This window comes from Pseudomonas sp. QE6 (genome assembly GCF_041379005.1).
Lineage (GTDB): Bacteria > Pseudomonadota > Gammaproteobacteria > Pseudomonadales > Pseudomonadaceae > Pseudomonas.
Genome location: NZ_CP166873.1, coordinates 3,659,677 through 3,678,119 on the forward strand (window position 1 = coordinate 3,659,677; position 18,443 = coordinate 3,678,119).

The window sequence follows — 18,443 nt, forward strand, 5'->3', positions numbered from 1 at the left end:
TTTGCCTGGGCACCGCCCCGCTAAGCGGGAAGCACCGTCTCCGCCAGGCAAGATCGACCGCGACAAAGCGGCGCTGCGAACGCCAACGGCGATCTGGTTTCGGCGGCACAACCGGATCCGCCTCTACACTTGCAAAGGACCACCCAACTGAACATCACATATCGGCGGATACTTGATATGAGCGGTATCGTTCCCGGTAATACCGACCTGTTTCTTGTCATCGACGTACAGAATGACTTCTGCTCTGGTGGAGCATTGGCAGTACCCAATGCAGACTCGTTGGTGCCGATCATCAACCACCTCGCTGATCGATTCGAACATATTGTTCTGACCCAGGATTGGCACCCTGCCAATCATCAGAGTTTCGCCACCAGCCATCCTGGCCAGGAGCCCTTCAACAAGATTCAGCTTCCCTATGGCGAGCAGACACTATGGCCTGTGCACTGTGTGCAAGGCACGCATGGTGCGGCTTTACACCCAGAGCTCGCCATACCGAAGGCAGAGCTGATCCTGCGCAAAGGCTTTCGCCACTCCATCGACTCCTACTCCGCACTCTACGAGAATGACCACACCACCCCGACCGGGCTGGGGGGATACTTGCGTGAGCGGGGCATCAGGCGCCTGTTCCTGGCAGGGTTGGCTACCGATTATTGCGTACTGTACTCAGCGCTGGATGCGCGTCGAGAAGGCTTCGAGGTCGTCGTGCTACTCGATGCCTGCCGGGGGCTGGACCTGAATGGATCGCTTGAAAGCTCCATTCAGGTCATGCTCGAAGCCGGTGTTGCAGTGGTGAATGGCCTTTGATCCGGGGTTACTGTCTGGCAGTGGCGCCTTCGATAAGCCGATCGGCCTCCTCGGCCAATGCCTGTAATGCCTTTGACTCGCGCACCAGATAAGTCGCCGGCGGTAGACCACGCATCGTTGCTCGCAAGGTGGCCAACTGACTCTGCGTATAACTCCGAATTTCGTCCAGCGACGGCGATGGCCTCAGGCGTCGCCCCTGATGCATGACTTGCTGAATCAATGGCACTCCCGGTGCGCTGTCGTCCTCCAACGTAAGCACGTCTGCACAGCAGAATCCATCGCGGTCGTATTGTCGGTACACCTGTTTGCGACCAGGCCACGTAGCCTTGCCTTCAGAGCGTTTGCGCCGAGGGAGACCGGCATATTCTTGCAGTTTGTATGCGCAATCCAGAGCCGGGACATCAGCAGAAGTAACCAGCTTTGTGCCCACACCATAACCATCGATGGGGGCGCTTTGCTCCAGTAAATCGCACAGCAAGTATTCATCGACGCTGCCGCTGGCAAACACCGAGGCCCTTTCAAGGCCACCATGATCGAGAATTGCACGCACTTTTCGCGCGTGTTTGCCAAGATCGCCGCTGTCGATACGCACGCCTTTTACCCGGATCCCTTCCTCCGCCAGTCGGGGCTCCAACTCCACCACGCGCGCGGCGCCCGCTTCAGTGTCGTACGTATCAATGAGCAGCACCACGGCATCCGGCAGGCTCTGGGCGAAATGTTCGAAGGCCTCCGTTTCGCTGGCATGGGCCTGGATAAAGGAGTGCGCCATAGTTCCGGCCAGGGGAATACCGAACTGGGCGCCAGCAAGTACAGTCGCAGTGGCGTTGAAACCTGCGAGGTAGCTCGCCCGGGCCGCCAGCAACCCGGCTTCAGCGCCATGCGCCCGACGCAGACCGAAGTCGACCAATCGTGCCCCGCGGGCCTGGATAACGACGCGGGCGGCCTTGCTGGCGATCAACGATTGGAAATGCAGAAGATTGACCAGTCGCGACTCCACCAGTTGGGCTTCGGGTAACGGCGCGGTCACCCGCAGGATCGGCTCGTTAGCGAAGAACGGAGTTCCCTCCGCCATGGCGTGCACGTCACCCGTGAAGCGCAGGCCAGCCAAGTAATCGATGAACTCCGTCTTGAACAGACGCTGGCTGCGGAGCCATTCCAGCTCTACGGCGGAAAACCTCAGTTGCTCAAGGTAGTCGAGTGCCTGCTCCAGCCCTGCCGCCAAATAGAAATTTCGGCATGCCGGCGACTTTCGAGCAAAGAATTCGAAGACCGCCGTGCCGAACATTCCCTGCTCGAAGTACGACTGCAGCATCGTCAACTGGTACAAGTCAGTCAGCAATACTCCAGGTGTGGAGAGATGGGGGCGATCAGTATTCATACAGTCCTCCATCAGAACGGAAGTCCTGGTACAGAGCGCAGTTTCATCGAAAACTACCCACTTTCTGAGGCGTGCCTTGAGTTCCTCAATCGATGACCGGTGGCAATGCCGCTACACGAGTATTTCCGGCCTGACAGGCCTGTTGCTCATGCACTCCGCGAAGACATTTAAACAGCCTCTGTCCATGTGGGTTTCCGCACTTTGATGCGAATCAAATGTGCTCTGTATTTCCCCTCCGCTCCCTGAGCAGCGTCGTGGGCGACCAAGCACGCGGACGGCCGAAATGGCAATCCAGTTGGCTCATGCCCCCACTCAGGATCTCCGAAATTCGAAAAATATTTCTAGACTCATAGTGTAAGTAGAGCTTGGGTTAGATCGAGTTTGATAGGTGCGCATAGCGGAGTGGTGAATACCGACGGCAGTCAAGTCGTATGCCAATGCGCGGGGTAATCAGTGATCGTAGCCACCGGAAGACTTCCACCATGAGTAGCCAGACCGAAGCCAGGCGCCTCTGTTTGTATGAAGCCGAGGAGCTGGAGGCCGTTTTGCAGGACATGGCCTGTCGAGCCGATCCATTGCTACCCAAGGGTAGGAGCGCCCTGGTCGGTGTTCTGCGTCGTGGTGAGCCCTTGGCGCGTCTGCTGCAACAGAAACTGGTACAGCAACTTGGGCGAGAGGAAATACCGCTCTACCCCCTCAAGGTAAAGCGCTATGCCGACGACCTCAGCCTACTGCACCCGGAAACGCTACTCACCGAAAGCAAGGAGCTAGGTGCGCTGGATCTCGCCGATACGACATTACTGGTAGTGGATGATGTGCTTTATGAAGGGCATTCGCTCCTTCGTACTTGCTCATACCTTGCCCAACTCGGGGCTCGAAGCATACGGACTGCCGTGCTTGTTGACCGCTGTGCCCGCCGTCAGCCCATCCATGCCGATATTGTGGGGATTTACCTTCAGGTGGCGTGCAACGACATCGTCGAATGCAATGTTCCACCTTACGAAAGCGACTTCCGTATCGATGTAGTCCGGCACGGGCAGAGGTCCGGCTGAATCGCTCTCCGCGTGTGCACGATCACAACGGTGCAAGTCCGCCATCTGCTGATCGCCAAGCGATTCTGTAATTAGTAGACACCTCGTTATGCGTATCCGTAATCGCGGACCGGCGCGGGCTTGCTTACTCCGGTATCGTTGGAGAACCGCCCCGACTTTCCTTATCCGGCATCTCGGTCAACGTCGCCTCGGTCAACAGCAGCACGCTGGCAGCGGAAACAGCATTTTCCAGGGCAATACGTACTACCTTTGTCGGGTCGACGATGCCCGCTTCGTACATATCCACATACTGGTTGTTTGCGGCATCAAAACCGATATTTCCTTCTTCGGCGCAAAGACGCGCAACGACCACGCCGGCATCCACTGCCGAGTTCTCGGCTATGGTCCTCGCTGGAGCCTCCAAGGCACGTCGCAAGATTTGAAGACCAGTGCGGATGTCGCCAACGCTTCCCTGCTCTTGCGCAGCAATAGCCTTGACGGCGCGCAGCAAAGCCAGTCCCCCACCTGGCACGAGACCTTCGGCGATAGCCGCCTTTGTCGCAGAAATGGCATCTTCCAGAGCATCCTTGCGCGTCTTCATCTCCGCCTCCGTGGGAGCTCCGACACGAATCACAGCGACCCCTCCGGACAGCTTGGCAAGGCGCTCCTGCAGCTTTTCCAGATCGTAGCTGCTGGTTGTCTTCTCAGCTTGCGCGCGGATCTGCTGGATACGTGCCTCAATGGCCTGCCGCTCCCCCGCACCGCCGATCAATGTCGTGCTCTCACGATCCACAACTACCCGCTGGGCGCGCCCAAGCCGACTCAGATCAACTTGCTCCATGCGCAGCCCCAGTTCGCTGGAAATCACCTGACCGCCCGTCAGCACGGCGATGTCTTGCAGCAGCTCCTTGCGTCGATCACCGAATCCAGGAGCCTTGACCGCCACCGTATGCAGAATGCCCTGGACCTGGTTGACGACCAGTGTCGCCAGCGCCTCACCCTCTACATCCTCGGCGATGAAGACCAGTGGTCGGCCGCTCTTGGCGATGTTTTCCAGCAGGGGGATCAGGTCCTTGAGGAGAACGATCTTCTGGTCGCTCAACAGCAGGTAGGCGTCCTCGAGGACTACCTGCATCTTGTCGGTGTCGGTAATGAAATAGGGAGAAAGGTAACCATGGTCGAATCGCATACCCTCAACCACGTCCACGACCGTCTGGGTGGTCCGGGATTCCTCAACGGTGATCACGCCTTCGGTACCTACCTTTTCCATGGCGTCTGCTACCAGTTCGCCAATGACGCTGTCATTGTGCGCAGAAATACTCGCAACCTGGACCTTCTCCTTACGGTCGCGAACTGTCTTGGACTGCTGTTTCAAAGACGCAACCGCCAACTGCAAGCCAAGATCCAACCCTCGCTTGATGTCGATTGCACTCGCACCGGCTACGACATTGCGGATGCCATCAGCCAGAATCGCATGAGCGAGTACAGTCGCAGTGCTGGTTCCGTCGCCCACCGATTCGCCAGTGCGCTCTGCCGCTTGACGGAGCATCAACGCACCGAGGTTTTCCTCCGGATCCGCCAAGTCAACCTGCTTGGCAATAGTCACGCCGTCGTTGCATACAATCGGCGCGCCCCAACTGCGGCGTATCAGGACGGACTTGGACTTGGGCCCGAGTGTTACCCGCACTGCATTGGCGAGCTGAGTCGCGCCTTGTAGGACCTTTTCGCGTGCCTTGCTACCGAAGAGGAGATTGGTCGGTGCCATTTCCAGATCCTCCAAGCCATCTTCGTCATTTCCACCCTGAGCAGCACTGGCGCGTTGCTAACCCTATGGACGCACGGTCAGTACGCTTCCGTCGATCTGGTTGAGCAGGTGCTCAGTTGTGCTGCCGACTAACTTGTCCAGCGTCTTATGGTGGATGCGCCCCATCACTACGACGTCAATCGCGTTCTTCCTTGTGAAACTGGCGATACTCTGAACAGCCGTCCCCACCAGGAAATGGCGGCGCTCCTCAGGTACCCCGAACTTGTCCGCCAAAGCCTTGAACGACTCATGCAGCTCACCTCGCATTTCTTCGGCGAGGCTGATCCAGGCTATGCCACCTCCTCCAGCATCGGTCATGACAGGCATGACATCGTAGACAAACAACAGGTGCAGCTCGGCGTCGCATTGCAGGGCGAGCCCATTGGCTACCGAAATGATCTTGTCGTTGATGCCGCTGACCTGAGTGTCCGGATCGGCCGGATCAACTGCGGCCACGATCTTTCGCGGCGAGGGGTGACGAACCTCATTGACCATCAGCACTGGTGTCGGGCTCTGCCTCACCAGATACCAATCCAGTGGCGTAATGAAGGAGCGCATCAGTGCTGACTCACGCTGAACATCCTTGATGACCAGATCGGGCTGCAACTCGCAGATGTTCTGCAGCATTTCTTCCCGCAGATCCTCGGCTGCAAGGACAGAAGACGTGATCTTCACTCCCCGCTCTCGCAAGACTCTGCACTCGCTTTCCCACATCTCACGCTGTTGCGTGACAAGGCGGTCACGGACTTCGATCCTAAGCCTGGTTTCAAGCAGGTAGGTCGCCAACGGCTCAACGTAGACCATCACATGGAGCGTAGCGTCGCAGGCTGAGGCCAGGGCGAGGGCGCGCTGTAAACCTGGAGAATGGTGCTGTTCGGGTTGGGTCAGGTACAACAATTTGCGGATCTGGCTCATATCACACCTCGCGGGTTTTGATCCGGGCCATCAGCGAGCCAGCCCACTTGGCATTTGGGGGAGCTCACTTCGAAAGCTCATCCGCAAACGCGCTTATCCCGGTCTCTGAGGTAAAGCGAGGTCCACACAAGAACCCACACTACTGACCAAAGCGTCGCTTCACTGAGCGGAAGAGCTGGAATTGAGTTTCAGACGTTCAGTGATAGCAACATTGCGTTGGATCAAATTCAGTGACGTCCTGCGTAGAGCGATTCCAGCAATCCCCATTCGCTCGAGATAGGTACAGCAATACGCCAATTCACTTTTGCCCAGACATTCGTGCCGAGGCGCTTCAACCTGGTCAGGGACATTTCAAGGAGCACACAGTGAGCTCCTCGCTCACCGGGCCTGCTTCTTTCGTTGCCAGACTCGCTGTAGTAGCTCCAGCACCTCTTTGTCGTGCGTTTGCTCGAAATGTTCATACCAGCGACTGATCGCTGAAAAAGGCTCAGGGGTGTACGGGCAGACAACTTCGTCGACCTCTTCGCGCAGTTCGGCAACCACTTCCAATGGAGCCACAGGTATCGCGACCACGATCCGAGCAGGCAATTGTCGACGCACGGCCTTCACGGCACACAGCATGGTCGCGCCCGTTGCTAGACCATCGTCGACCAGGATCACCTGCTGTCCCCGGACCATAGGCGGTGGCCGCTCGCCTCGATAAACGCGCTCGCGTCGATGCAGCTCCGCGTTCTCTTTTCGTTGTACCGACTCGATTGCGCGCTCGTCCAATCCATAAGAAAACAACACGTCGTCGTTCAGGACCCGAACGTTTCCGCTGGCAATCGCCCCCATGGCCACCTCCGGATAAAGGGGCGTGCCAAGCTTTCGCACGATCAACAGATCCATTGGAATATCGAGTTCGCTGGCGATTTCGTAAGCGACCGGTACGCCGCCGCGCGGGAGGGCAAGCAGAATCACATCAGTGCGTCCACGGTAGGTTTCCAGCAACCGTGCCAGCACCCTACCCGCATCGGTGCGGTCGATGAAATGCGGCCTCACTCTAAATTCACCTCCACTTCAGCGGCTCTGCCTAAATAGTGCGCGCAGTTGCTTAAGACTGCGGGTATTGAGCACATCATCACGCTCAAGCCAGCCCCTCCGCGCCTGCCCGATTCCCTGGTCGAGGAAGGCGAAATCAGCTAGCTGGTACGCGTCGGAATTGACACTGACCAAGACGCCTTTCTCCTTGGCGAGCCGGCAATGGATTTCGTCGAGGTCCAAGCGCCGAGGTTGAGCATTGAGTTCAAGGAAGCAGCCACGTTGGCGCGCGTGTCTTATCACGGCAGGCATATCCATGGCATAGGCTTCACGTTCCAGAAGCAATCGGCCCGATGGATGCGCAAGGATAGTGAAGAATCGCGAATCCATGGCCCTCAGGATTCGGCGTGTCTGTTGCGCAGAAGACAGGAGGAAATACCCGTGGATGGCACCCACCACCAGGTCCAGTCGTTCCAGGACGCTGTCGGGTAGGTCCAGCGTGCCGTCGGGCAGAATATCCACCTCGCAACCCTTGAGCAGGGTCAGCGAATCCAACTCTTCATTCAGTTGATCGATCTCATCGATCTGGCGAGCCAGGCGGTCCGCGTCCAAGCCATGGGCAGCGTACTGATGTTGCGAGTGGTCGGTTATCGCAAGGTATTCCCAACCCAGGCGCTGCGCCGCCAAGGCCATTTCCCGCAGGCTATGACGACCATCGCTCGCGGATGTGTGGCAGTGCAGGTCGCCGCGAAGATCCTCGGTTTCGATCAGGGCTGGTAGCGTATTGCGCTCGGCCGCTTCGATTTCGCCACGGTCCTCCCTAAGTTCGGGGGGAATCCAGCAGAGGCCAAGCGCCTGATAGACATCCTCTTCCGTCTCTCCCGCAACCTGCATCGTGTCTTTGAAAACGCCATACTCGTTGAGTTTGAAGCCACGCTCATGCGCACGTCGACGCAGGGCGATGACATGAGCCTTGCTGCCAGTTAGATACTGCAACGCCGAGCCGAAACTGGACCGCTCAACGACGCGGATATCTACCTGCATTCCGCTGTCCAGTCGCAGGCTACTGCGAGTCGCTCCTGAGGCCATTACGTCGACAATCAGGGGATAGTTCAGCAAGGACGGCATAATCGGCTCGGTGCTGTCTTGCGCGCACACAACGAAATCCAGATCGCCGATGGTGTCCCGTCGTCGCCGCAGGCTCCCGGCAACCTGCACGCCCATGACCCCCTTCTGCCCACGAATGAATGACAGCAGCGGCTCGGCTTGACCGAAGGCATCCACCTGGAGGTGGCGGCGCTCCGTGCCGCCTAGTGCTTGCAGCGCTTTCCCCAAGTGCGCCAGCAAGCGTGGCCCGAAGCCATGCAGGCGCGCGAGGCGACCGTCTACCATTGCCCGCTGCAGGGCTGGCAACGTGTCGATGCCAAGCTCCTGTTGCAGCAGCCGGGCCCTTTTGGCCCCTATAAAAGGCAGTTGCAATAGTTTGGTCCCATCATCCGGAAACTTGCCTTTGAGGCGTTCGAGCAATGGACAACTCCCGGTGAGGCTGATGACGCGTACCTTCTCGGCTAGGTCATCGCCGATGCCTCGCAGCTTAGGCAGCGGTTTACCGGCAAGCACAAGCGCAGCGAGCGCTATTTCCGACGCGAGCACGCTACGCGCCGCATTACGGTAGGCGCGGATACGGAATGGATTTGCCCCTTCCAGCTCAAGCAGATCGGCAATTTCCTCGAACACGCGTGCTATGTGCTCGTTGCTCAACGCAGCACTCAGTTGAGGCTTAACGTCCACACTTGGAGACTTACGCATTAGCGTCTACCTAATAGTCTTTTTCGAACTCACCTTCCTCGCGCAAGCTCTGGTATGCCACCAACTGCGAGAGATCACGCAATGTTTCGGCGAGTACACCTAACAGGTCATCTGCTGCGACGATCCCGACCAACAGACCGCGGTCATCGACAATCGGTATCCGCCGTATGCCGAACCGGCGCATCTTGGCGATGACGTCGAACACGTCGTCGCTTTCCTTCGCCGTCACCAAATCGCGTGATTGGAGGTTGGCCGCTTGGATGCGTTCCGGTTCGATATCGCCGCCCGCGACAACCCCGAGCACGATGTCTCGGTCAGTGATGATCCCAATGGGTCGGTAACACTCCCGCTCGACTTTCTCAGCCAGTACAAGATCACCGACGTGATACTCGCTCATCAGCCTGGCGGCGGTCAGGACGGATACGTTAGGGGCAGCAATAACGACATCGCAGTTGCAGTACTCACTGATCGCCATGATGGTCTCCCATGTCTAAGCGGGTGCTCGCTTCTCTTGCACGATGATCACGGTGCCAATGCCGAACTTTGATCTCAATCAGATCAGTACTGTGTTAGATCTGCGCAATCCGATTAGTCGATAAATGGCCCGGTTGTTCGACGGCGAGCGGCTTGAAGATGATCAGGGCACCACGGGCCAGTGCTCATAGCCTTGGTCATGGATGCTCGGTACTTGTCCATTGCTATATCTGTATCGTTCGCGAGATAAGGTGCCCACGCTCCGAGCAATTTCATGTTCTCGATCACTTCGAAGCGCCGCGAATGCCCTTCAATGGTCAAAGGGCAGACTCGCTAGTTAATCGACCAAGGCGCGAGCGCCTATTAGCGCGGTCGGTTAGCCGCGACGAATCCTTCAAGCTGCAGGGCCTCCTGACCGGCGAGCTGAAGATGGAAGGACGCAAACGGATGCCCGGAGCCTAGGCCAGCTTTCGGCTGTGGACTCAACCGGTCGACACAGCAGCGTGGTCAAAACACTCGGCAGGAGTCGAGTAGTCCGACTCGCATACCGCCTCACGAGATCACAGCGTTGTCGTGATCTGATCTAGATCAAATTCCCCTCTGGCCTGGGGTAGATGATTAAGAAGGGAAAGCATCGTTGTTTTCAGCCACTCAGGAAACGGAGAGCGCTTCCCATGAAAGATCATTCGATTGCTTTAGCAACGGCCTTAGCGTTCTGCCTTGCCGTTGCGCCAGCCATGGGGGCAGACAAGAGCCCTGCCAAAGCCGGAGAGAAGGCCCAGGCGCAGGCGCCAAACCCTGCGGAGTTTGATAAGCAACTGGAGCAAGTTCAGAAGCAGCTAGCCGCAATGCAGGAGCAAATGCAGAAGTTCCAAGGCACGCAGGACCCTAAAGAGCGCCAGAAGCTGCTGGACGAGCACTCGGGCACTATGCAGCGCGCCATGGCTTCGATGCATTCGTTATGGGGGCCGGGGATGATGGGGTATGGCGGAATGGGGCCAGGCATGATGGGCGGCGGCTGGGGCCATATGGGCGGCTACTACTCCAACCTTACCCCGGAGCAGATTCGCCAGCGGCAGTACATGATGGATCAGTACCTGAACATGCAGCAGATGATGATGAACAACATGATGTGGAACCAGCAGTATCGCGGTGGCGCATCCACTCCAAATCCGTAGAAGTGCCCCCCAAGGCCCCGCCGTCTGGAGGGGCCTCTTTGTCGCATCGGCGCCGTCTTAGTGAATAGCGCATCGCTGCCGTTCGACTGTCATCGTTTGCAATTGCTTGCTGAATGGCTGCTTCGGGTCCAGGTTGTGTGAAAACGTTTTTGAGAACAGGCACTGCTCAAAAAGAGAGCAGATTTCTCGCGTTCTCGCGAATTCCTGTCGGGCCAACTGGAAAAAAATCCGCAGATTTCACGTAGCGACGTGAACCTCAAAATCGAGCGAGCGTTTTCACACAGCCTGGACCGAATGCAGCAGGTCATGGATGACTGCTTTTGGCCGTTTTCTGCCAGTCGCCTGGCCGACGTAGAACGCAGTCGGGGGCAAGGAAAAGGTCTGTTCATAGGCTGGCCTAATTGGATGCTGAAACCCCATTTTCCAACTGATCTTGAATGGGGCTGGCTGCAGTAGCAGAGCCGAAGCAGCCCGTAACGAGAGGTCGAGCTTGGCGCGGCAGACGATACTGGTTATTCGCGCAACGCAACGCTGGTTTCTGCCGACAGCCAATTGATGACCACCGGCTGCGGGTCAGGGCACGTTCCGACAACGCGGATTAATCGCTGTTGCCGGGGCTGCTTGGCGGGCTCGGGCGCGCGGTCCCTGTCAGGGGACGGCGACGTTCGGAGCCCGCGATCCGTTGGCCGGTCGTCGATCAGTAGCGATAGGTCAACTGCAAGGCCAGTCCGTGCGCGCTGCTATTGAACTTGGCGCTGTACGCCGGTTGAAGGCCGGAGTCGCTCGATTGATTGACGGAGGCCTCGGAGTCCCACAGGTAACCGTAGGCAACGTCGATAGTCATGTCGGTGTCCGGCGAATAGGCGGCGCCCAGAGTCACGGACTTGCGGTTGGCGACGGGGATGCGCACGCTACGGTCGGCGTTGCGAACCGGTGCAGGGTCGTAGGCGAAACCCGCGCGCAGCAGCCACTGGGGATTCAGCTCATAAGAGGCGCCGACTGCTGTCGACCAGGTGTCGTGCCAGTTCAGCTGTTCACCGACACGCCCCAGGCCGGCGGCCTGGCCGATCGGGGAGACGTTGCTGTTGCTCGCCTCGAATTTGCCCAGGCGGCTCCAGCGCGTCCAGGTCGTGCCCAGGTAGCCGGTCCAGCGATCGTTGAAGTGATGGGTGATGGAGGTGTCCAGCGATTCCGGCGTATCGAGGTCTACGGTTGCGCTGTATTTTCCGTTCAACGATAGAAAGTCGGGCGAGTCGGAGATTTCCGTATGGCCTTTTAATTTATAACTGACCTTGGAGTGGTAGGTGACGCCCCAGCTCGTGGCTTCATTGAAATCAACCAGGAAGCCGATGTTGTAACCGATCGCCGTATCATCTCCCTTGATCGTGACCAATGTCTCCTTGCCATTGTTCAGATTGCCGGTGGCCAGATTGTTCTGAAGTTTTGCGTCGAAGCGATTGAGGGTCGGGCCGCCGCCGATCGATAGATGCTCGTTTATGCGATAGGCAATCGTCGGTTGCAAGGTGATGATCCGGGTCTTGCTGTAAGAACCGAAGTAGCGCCCCTGGAAGCTGCTTTCGTAATCATTGACGAGGCCGAAGGGAACGTAGAATCCGAGTCCCACCGAAAGGCGCTCATCGATGGGGGTCGACCAGTAGCCGAAGGGAATGACGGCCGTCGGTACGGAATCGCCCTTGTTCGTCCCCGACGCATTGCTTCTGACGTCGCTGATATCGTCACTGACCGCGAGAATGGCGGCGCCGCCGCTCACCTCGCTGCGCCGCAACTTGGTCAGCCCGGCCGGGTTTCCGTATATCGTGCTTGAATCCAGGGCGGACGATGATCTTCCCGCATAGGCCGTGCCTGCGGAGCTGGCGCTTTGTTCGTTGAGCGTAAGGCCATTGGCGAGTGCCGTTGTCGAACTACCGATCAATACGGCGCTAACGGCCAGCTTGAACCAACTCTGTTGATGAAGGGATTCTTCAGGGTTCACGCAATGCTTCTGATGCATCTTTCACCTCTTGTTGTTCTTGTTGGATTGCGCAGGCGTGAACAGCAGGCAAAGCTCCGCCCGCCTGCGCATAGGTCAGGATCCCTTGGGGTGGTTTTCCGTTACCTGGACTGGAATGGCACCGATAGCCGGTGCTCTTTCTATCTATCGAAGTGAGTTGGCTTCACTCACGCCATTGAATCTGCAGGCTGTATCGTCCCAGCACCGGCGCCAGTGCCTGCTGGTAAGTTCCTGCGTGAATGTTCACGAGTAGCCCGCGCTTGTTGTCCTGCACGGCTTCTACCGGAATGTCCGGAAGTCCCAGGTTTGCAATTTCCCGTTTGACGACGCAGACGGCTTCCCGCTGTTGCAGGTCGGGTTTGAATATCTTGCCCACTGCCGTCAGTGGCAGTTCGTTCAAGACTTCGACGCGTTTGGGCACGGCGGCGCGCTCGCTGATGTTCTCGCTGGCGAATGCCAGGAGTTCGTCGCCGCTGCAGGACAGTCCTGGCTTCAATTGCACATAGGCCACCGGAATCTCGCCGGAATAGGCATCCGGGCTGCCGATCGCCGCGGCCAGCGCGACGGCCGGATGGGCTTGCAGCACTTCCTCGATCTGCTTCGGGTCGATGTTGTGGCCGCCGCGGATGATCAGCTCCTTCTTGCGGCCGGTCAGCCAGAAGTAGCCCTCGGCATCCTGGCGTCCCAGGTCGCCGGTGTTGAGCCAGCGTCGGCCTTCGATTTCGATCCAGAGACCCTGGTTGTGGCTTTCATCCAGATAGCCCACGAACAGATTCGGGCCGCAAATGGCGATGACGCCGACCTCGTCGGTGTGGGCGTCGCGCTCGTATTCGCCGGTTGGGCCCAGGACCACCGCGCGCATGTCCTGGTAGGCCAGGCGTATGCCGATGGAGCCGATACGCCGCTCGCCGTCGGGCGGGTTCACCGAGGAGACACAGGCTCCTTCGGTCAGGCCGTATCCTTCGAGTAGACGCACGCCGGTTCGCTGCTCGAATTCGCGAAACAGTTCGACGGGCATCGGTGCGGCGCCGCAGAGTGCGTATCGAAGGCTCGACAGCTCGCGGGTCGATGGGTCGAATCTGAGCAGCGCCGAGTAGACGGTTGGCACGCCGGAGAAGAAGTTGATGCCGAAGTGCTCGACCATTTCCCAGAAATGGGGAATGACCTCGGGGTCGCGGTAGCCCTGTGCCGTGCCGAGAATCACGTGATCGCCCAGGGCCCAGGGCATCAGCCCGGTGACCAGTTGGCCATTGACGTGGAAGAGCGGAAGGCCGCAGAAGATCACCTGGCTGCTGCTGCGCGGTTGCAGATGGGCCGCCATGGCCCAGGCGTTGAAGACTTCAGAACCATGCGTGCGGGCGGCGATCTTGGGCAGACCCGTGGTGCCGCCGGTGCAGAAGTAGGAGGAGCGCTCGTCGGGACGAATCTGCCGGCCACTCTTGAGATGGGTTCCGGGTTGGGCGTCCATCAACGTGCGCAGGTCATGAATGGAGACACCGCTGTGCTGCGCACGCTCCCTTTCTGCCATGGCCCGGAGCGCGGCGCGTTGCGGCTCGCCGACGTAGGCTTCCATGCTCACCCAGACGACATGCCGCACCGTTGGCAGGTCACCGAGTTGCGTGGCCAGTCTGGCCCAGGAATCGCTGCCGGACGTGGGCGCCAGCGTCACCACGACGGAGGCCTTGGCCGACTGCAGCAGGCTGGTGATCTGCCTGGCCTCGAGCAAGGGGTTGATTGCCATGACGATCCCCGCCGCCTCGCCGCCCCAGATGGTGAAGTGGGTCTCCGGCAGGTTGGGCAGGAGGAAGGCGAGCACCTCCCCGGGCGCTATGCCCAGGTCGTGGAAAGCGTTCGCCGCGCGGGTGATTTCCGCGAAGAGCTGCGCGTAGTTCCAGTCGAAGGTGTGTCTGAAGTCCGAAGCCTGGGGAAAGAAGCTCAATGCCGGCGCTTCGGGAACGCGTTCGGCGGTACGACGCAGGGCTTCGTAGGTGCTCGGGGCCAGGTGGCGCTCCGCCAGCGGGATGCTTTCGAGCCCCGTGATGTCGGCTAGTGTCTGCACGGTCATCAGGCTTCTCCCACGACGCGATTGCGTTGAACCCCCAGGTCGATCACGCCATCGGCACTGCGAATGCGCGCTTCGACGACATCGCCGACCTTGAGGTATTGCGACCGGCTTTCCTGCGCCTTGAGGAACAGCTTCCACTTGGTGGCTTCGGGCATCAGGGCGGCGATGCGCTGCTTGGCGGGAGAGGGGATCGACAGGGCGCAGCCGGCCGGCGTGCCGGTGGCGATCAGGTCGCCTGTATCCAGGTCCTGGACCGTCGAGAGTTCGGTAAGGGTTTCGGCCGGTCCGTAGACCAGGTTGGCGGTGCTGTCGTCCTGGCGTACCTGGCCATTGACCGTCAGGCGCAGTTGCAAGGCCTTGAGGTAGTGCATGTCCTTTTCGCCCAGCAGGCAGAGGTACGGGCCGACCGGGCCGAAGGTGCGGAAGCTCTTGCCCTTGTAGAATTGCATCTGCGGAATCTGGATGTCGCGGGCCGAGTAGTCGTTGACGACGACGACACCGGCGATGAACTCGTGCAGGTTGTTGTCGGTGACCGATACGGCACCGCTGATCGGGCGCTTCATCACCAGGCCCAGTTCGATTTCGTAGTCCAGGAAGCGCACGTTGCGCGGCTTGATCAGGTCGCTGTCGGCCGCCACCAGGCAACTGGTGGCCTTGGTGAAGATCATGTTGAATTTCTTCGCGTCGGGGTCCATGCCGGACTCGATCATGTGCTGGCGGTAGTTGGCGCCCTGGCACACGAACTGCTGGTTGCGGGTCACGGGGGAGAGCACCTTCACCTCGCTCTCGGCGAACTCGTTGCCCGTGAGCAGATCCAGGTCCTCGATGCTGTTCTGGCGGATGAAGTCGCCGGTCGTGGCGAATTCGCCGGGAATCGGCGTGATGCGGCCCTGGCGGATCACGCCCCATTGGACGGTGTTCTGGTGTTCGAAGCGGACGACATGTACGGCTGGCATTGAAGGCACTCCTGGAGCGTCGTTTGCCCCGTATTCGCGGGTTCGGGGGCTTTGTTGTGGGGATGCGGCGAACTCGGTCGGGCCGCCGATGAGCGCACAGCCCGCCAGGGCGGCGCTCACTCGAAGGGCCGCTCGTCTGCTGAGATTCATCGGGGCGCTGACGCGGTGTTAAGCGAACAGGCGCATCAGCGCTTTCAGCTTGTGCAGCGTCAGGTCCGGACTGCGCCGCAGGTTGCGCAGCAAGGCGAGCAGGTTGCTCGGGCTGAGCTTGGGCTTGGTGAAGCTCCTGGGCATTCGCTGCCCCCACTGCGCCATGGCTTCAGGGCTGACGAGGTGAACGCCGGTGGGGTGCGCGGCGGTGAAGACATCGCCGTCGCAGTAGTGCTCGTGCTTGTCGCCCCAGGGGTCCTGCCAGTAATCGAAGATCTGGCTGCCCAGGATGTGACGGCCGATTCCCCAGGCATGCGTCCAGCTGCGCTCCTGCAGGACGCGCTGCCCCATGCCCACGGCATCGGCGTCGACGAGTTCGTAGGCGCTGTGGCTGTAGGTCGCCATGAAGCCCTGGGCGATGGCGAGGGTGTGGTGGTCTGCCGGCGTGTCACCCCGATCCAGGCGCATGAACGCGACGATCGGCGAGCCGTCCGGAAGTACCTGCACGTCACTGGGAATGAAGCCGAGGTGCTGCGTGTACCAACCGCAGGTGGCCTGGTAATCGGCTACCTCGATGACGACATGGCCCAGCTTCAGCACCTCGGGCGGCGCTACCGGAGGCCGCTGGGTGTCATTGATCCGCGGCTGCCTCTCGTCGAAGTTGAGCGCAAGTGCCGGCCTGTGCGGCAGCGGATCGCAGGGCGATTGTGCGTGGATGGCCTCCACCACGAAACCGGAAGGGTCGGTCAGCCGGACCTGCCGGCCGCCGCCCGGATGCTGGATCTGTTCGATCGGGGAGGCGCCGGGCACCCGCGTCAGGCGCACCAGATCCTCCTCGCTGCCCACTTCCAGTCCGAGGCCGAGGAAGCGCGCCCGGGCGGCGCGCTGGATGCGATAGCAATAGGGCGTGGGGTCGGCTGCACGAAGATAGAGCCTATCCGCATCCTGATGGCTGACCGTCAGGCCGAAGTCGGTCAGGAAGCGTGCCGCCTCCTCGAGGTCGGGGCGCTCGAAGATCAGGTGGGCGAGGCGCTGGGCCTTGACCGTGGGAGCGGGGTGCCGGGCCGGTTGAGGCGTCGCCAGTCGAAGTAATGCAGCACTGCTGGTCATTGTTCTTGTTCTCCGAACTTTCTTCAGGCAAAAGTCGGCCGCGCCCCCTGTCTGACGGGAGCGTCAACCACATCCATTCGACGGATCTAGCCGATCGCGGGAAGCGCCGGTAGCTCCGTGGTCGCCAGGCTTCTGGCTTCCTCGAAGGGCACGCCCAGCGCCCGGAGCAGGAGTTCCGCCGTGTCGGTGCCCGCTTCGCGCCAGGCCTTGTGCCCTTCCAGTACCAGGAACATCGCCCCCAGCACCGCGCTGGAAATCAGCGTGATCACCGAGAGCAGCTGGTCCTGCTGGAAGCGGTAACGCTGGCTGGCGAAGCCCTCCAGCAGGTCCTTCGTCGCCTGGCTGACGAACATCTCGCGCAGGGCCGCGTCGCTCATGGCGAAGCGATGAATGAAGGAGCCCCATTGGGGCTCTTCATGGGCGCGCCGAATGAAGAAGCGGATGCCATTGGCAAGCCGTTGAGCAGGGTCTTCGAGGGTCTCGAAACTCTTATTGATCCGTTCATGCATCTCGGCGCTGAGGTGAGCGGCAACCGATTCGAACAGCTGTTCCATGCTCGGCACGTTGTTGTAGACGGTTCCGCGGGCGACGTTGGCCTCGATCGCCAGGTCGCTGATGCTCACGTCGGCCGCGCCGCGTTCGGCGAACAGGCGCAAGGCGGCTTGATGGATGCGTCGCTGTGCGGGGCTCAGGGGTTTCACATGCACTCTCCAGAGTCGGTTCTGGATTGGTATTGAACATTCATGTTCAATTTGCGTCAACGGGAATTTTCGATTGCTTGCCGCATAAAGCTGTTATTCCAGCTATATGCCAGGCTGCTATCCTGGCGTGGTACTGGGTTTGCAGCTTCTTGTGGAGGCTTATTTTTGAACGAATATGTTCAATTTTGGTGTCTGCGCGACGCTGTGTGACCCGACCATGCCGGCTCGCACACAGACCCCGCGGCGTGATGGACAGACCACAGGGGCTGATCAGGGCAGTGCGATGTTCTTCAGGCAGGCGAAGCTGAGTCCGACTCCGGGGGAGCGGGCCGGGACTCAGCCGCAGCGCTGCTCCCCGCCGTGGCGGGGCAATCAGGTGCCTGCAGGGGCGGTGGGCAGTGGAAGGCTGGCGATCTTCCTGGCTCTGGCCGGCGTGGTCCCCAGGGCCTTGAGGATCATTTCCGCGACCCGCATGTCGTGGTCGGCTACCGCGCGCCCCTCGACGACCGAGCGCATCGCCCCGGTGGTGCAGGAAACCACGAGGTCCAGGGCGATGCCTTCGTCGTCGTAGCTGAAAGCGCCTTCCCGCAGGCCTTCCTGCAAGTCTTCGAGCACGTGGGCGGCCAGTCGCGAGCGAATCGCCTGGTCGAAATGGAAGATACGCAGCAGGGCGCTGGCCCATTGATGATCATCGGCGGAGCGGAGTATGAACATGCGCACGCCGATCGAAAGCCGCTGGGCGCCGCTCCGCACGTCAGAGCTCAAGGCATAAATGGCATCGGAAAACTCGTCGGCCATCGCGATGCCCGCGGCTTCGAGCACTTCTTCGCGGGTGCGGAAATAGTTGTAGATGGTGCCGTTGGATACTTCCGCCTCGGTGGCGACCTCGAGCAGGGCGATTTCCCCCACCTCCTTTCGCGCAACCAGCCGCAACGCCGCATCGATCAAGCCGCGGCGAGTGCGTTCGCGCTTCTTGTGGCCGCGCGTGAGCGGTTGAGGCGAGTCCGTTTCGGACGAGGGGGTGGGGGACGGCATTG

Annotated in this window: 15 protein-coding genes; 3 read left to right on the forward strand and 12 right to left on the reverse strand. The window is 59.9% G+C overall.

Annotation, left to right across the window (positions count from 1 at the left end):
* Nucleotides 1-177: 177 nt before the first annotated feature.
* Complete coding sequence (pncA, locus tag ACAW63_RS16910) at nt 178-804, forward strand: bifunctional nicotinamidase/pyrazinamidase (RefSeq protein ID WP_371227021.1); 627 nt, start codon at nt 178-180, stop codon at nt 802-804.
* 7 nt (nt 805-811) lie between these two features.
* Here pncA and ACAW63_RS16915 read toward each other — a convergent pair whose 3' ends face one another.
* The gene (locus ACAW63_RS16915) at nt 812-2,182 is read right to left on the reverse strand and encodes a nicotinate phosphoribosyltransferase (RefSeq protein WP_371227023.1); all 1,371 of its coding nucleotides are present in this window, start codon (nt 2,180-2,182) and stop codon (nt 812-814) included.
* Nucleotides 2,183-2,664: 482 nt separating this feature from the next.
* Here ACAW63_RS16915 and ACAW63_RS16920 point away from each other — a divergent pair, with 482 nt between their 5' ends.
* Nucleotides 2,665-3,234, forward strand: coding sequence for a phosphoribosyltransferase family protein (locus ACAW63_RS16920; RefSeq protein WP_371227025.1), 570 nt, complete (start codon nt 2,665-2,667; stop codon nt 3,232-3,234).
* Nucleotides 3,235-3,358: 124 nt separating this feature from the next.
* On the opposite strand, the gene groL is transcribed toward ACAW63_RS16920, so the two are convergent.
* From groL to ACAW63_RS16945, 5 genes are all read right to left on the reverse strand, one after another.
* Complete coding sequence (gene groL / locus ACAW63_RS16925) at nt 3,359-4,978, reverse strand: chaperonin GroEL (protein WP_371227027.1); 1,620 nt, start codon at nt 4,976-4,978, stop codon at nt 3,359-3,361.
* Nucleotides 4,979-5,041: 63 nt separating this feature from the next.
* Nucleotides 5,042-5,932: a universal stress protein gene (locus ACAW63_RS16930; protein WP_371227029.1), complete on the reverse strand. Its 891-nt coding sequence runs from the start codon at nt 5,930-5,932 to the stop codon at nt 5,042-5,044.
* 378 nt (nt 5,933-6,310) lie between these two features.
* A complete protein-coding gene (locus ACAW63_RS16935; RefSeq protein WP_371227031.1) occupies nt 6,311-6,973 on the reverse strand; it encodes a phosphoribosyltransferase in 663 nt (220 codons plus the stop codon).
* An 18-nt stretch (nt 6,974-6,991) separates the two neighbouring features.
* The gene (gene polX / locus ACAW63_RS16940) at nt 6,992-8,761 is read right to left on the reverse strand and encodes a DNA polymerase/3'-5' exonuclease PolX (protein WP_371227032.1); all 1,770 of its coding nucleotides are present in this window, start codon (nt 8,759-8,761) and stop codon (nt 6,992-6,994) included.
* A 10-nt stretch (nt 8,762-8,771) separates the two neighbouring features.
* Nucleotides 8,772-9,236: a CBS domain-containing protein gene (locus tag ACAW63_RS16945; protein ID WP_371227034.1), complete on the reverse strand. Its 465-nt coding sequence runs from the start codon at nt 9,234-9,236 to the stop codon at nt 8,772-8,774.
* Nucleotides 9,237-9,909: 673 nt separating this feature from the next.
* Between ACAW63_RS16945 and ACAW63_RS16950 the strand changes: the two genes are divergently transcribed.
* Nucleotides 9,910-10,413, forward strand: a complete 504-nt coding sequence (locus ACAW63_RS16950; protein WP_371227036.1) for a hypothetical protein — start codon at nt 9,910-9,912, stop codon at nt 10,411-10,413.
* A 697-nt stretch (nt 10,414-11,110) separates the two neighbouring features.
* On the opposite strand, the gene ACAW63_RS16955 is transcribed toward ACAW63_RS16950, so the two are convergent.
* From ACAW63_RS16955 to ACAW63_RS16980, 6 genes are all read right to left on the reverse strand, one after another.
* A complete protein-coding gene (locus ACAW63_RS16955; RefSeq protein ID WP_371227038.1) occupies nt 11,111-12,424 on the reverse strand; it encodes an OmpP1/FadL family transporter in 1,314 nt (437 codons plus the stop codon).
* Between the two features lie 163 nt (nt 12,425-12,587).
* Nucleotides 12,588-14,489, reverse strand: a complete 1,902-nt coding sequence (locus ACAW63_RS16960) for an acyl-CoA synthetase (protein WP_371227040.1) — start codon at nt 14,487-14,489, stop codon at nt 12,588-12,590.
* Nucleotides 14,489-15,445 (reverse strand): fumarylacetoacetate hydrolase family protein, encoded by a 957-nt coding sequence (locus ACAW63_RS16965; protein WP_371227042.1) that lies wholly within the window; start codon nt 15,443-15,445, stop codon nt 14,489-14,491. The genes ACAW63_RS16960 and ACAW63_RS16965 overlap by 1 nt, the downstream gene beginning before the upstream one ends.
* Before the next feature lie 168 nt (nt 15,446-15,613).
* On the reverse strand, nt 15,614-16,705 hold the full coding sequence (locus ACAW63_RS16970) for a VOC family protein (protein ID WP_371227044.1): 1,092 nt from the start codon (nt 16,703-16,705) through the stop codon (nt 15,614-15,616).
* Between the two features lie 86 nt (nt 16,706-16,791).
* The gene (locus ACAW63_RS16975) at nt 16,792-17,406 is read right to left on the reverse strand and encodes a TetR/AcrR family transcriptional regulator (RefSeq protein ID WP_371227046.1); all 615 of its coding nucleotides are present in this window, start codon (nt 17,404-17,406) and stop codon (nt 16,792-16,794) included.
* A 372-nt stretch (nt 17,407-17,778) separates the two neighbouring features.
* A complete protein-coding gene (locus tag ACAW63_RS16980) occupies nt 17,779-18,441 on the reverse strand; it encodes a TetR/AcrR family transcriptional regulator (RefSeq protein WP_371227048.1) in 663 nt (220 codons plus the stop codon).
* Nucleotides 18,442-18,443 lie beyond the last annotated feature (2 nt).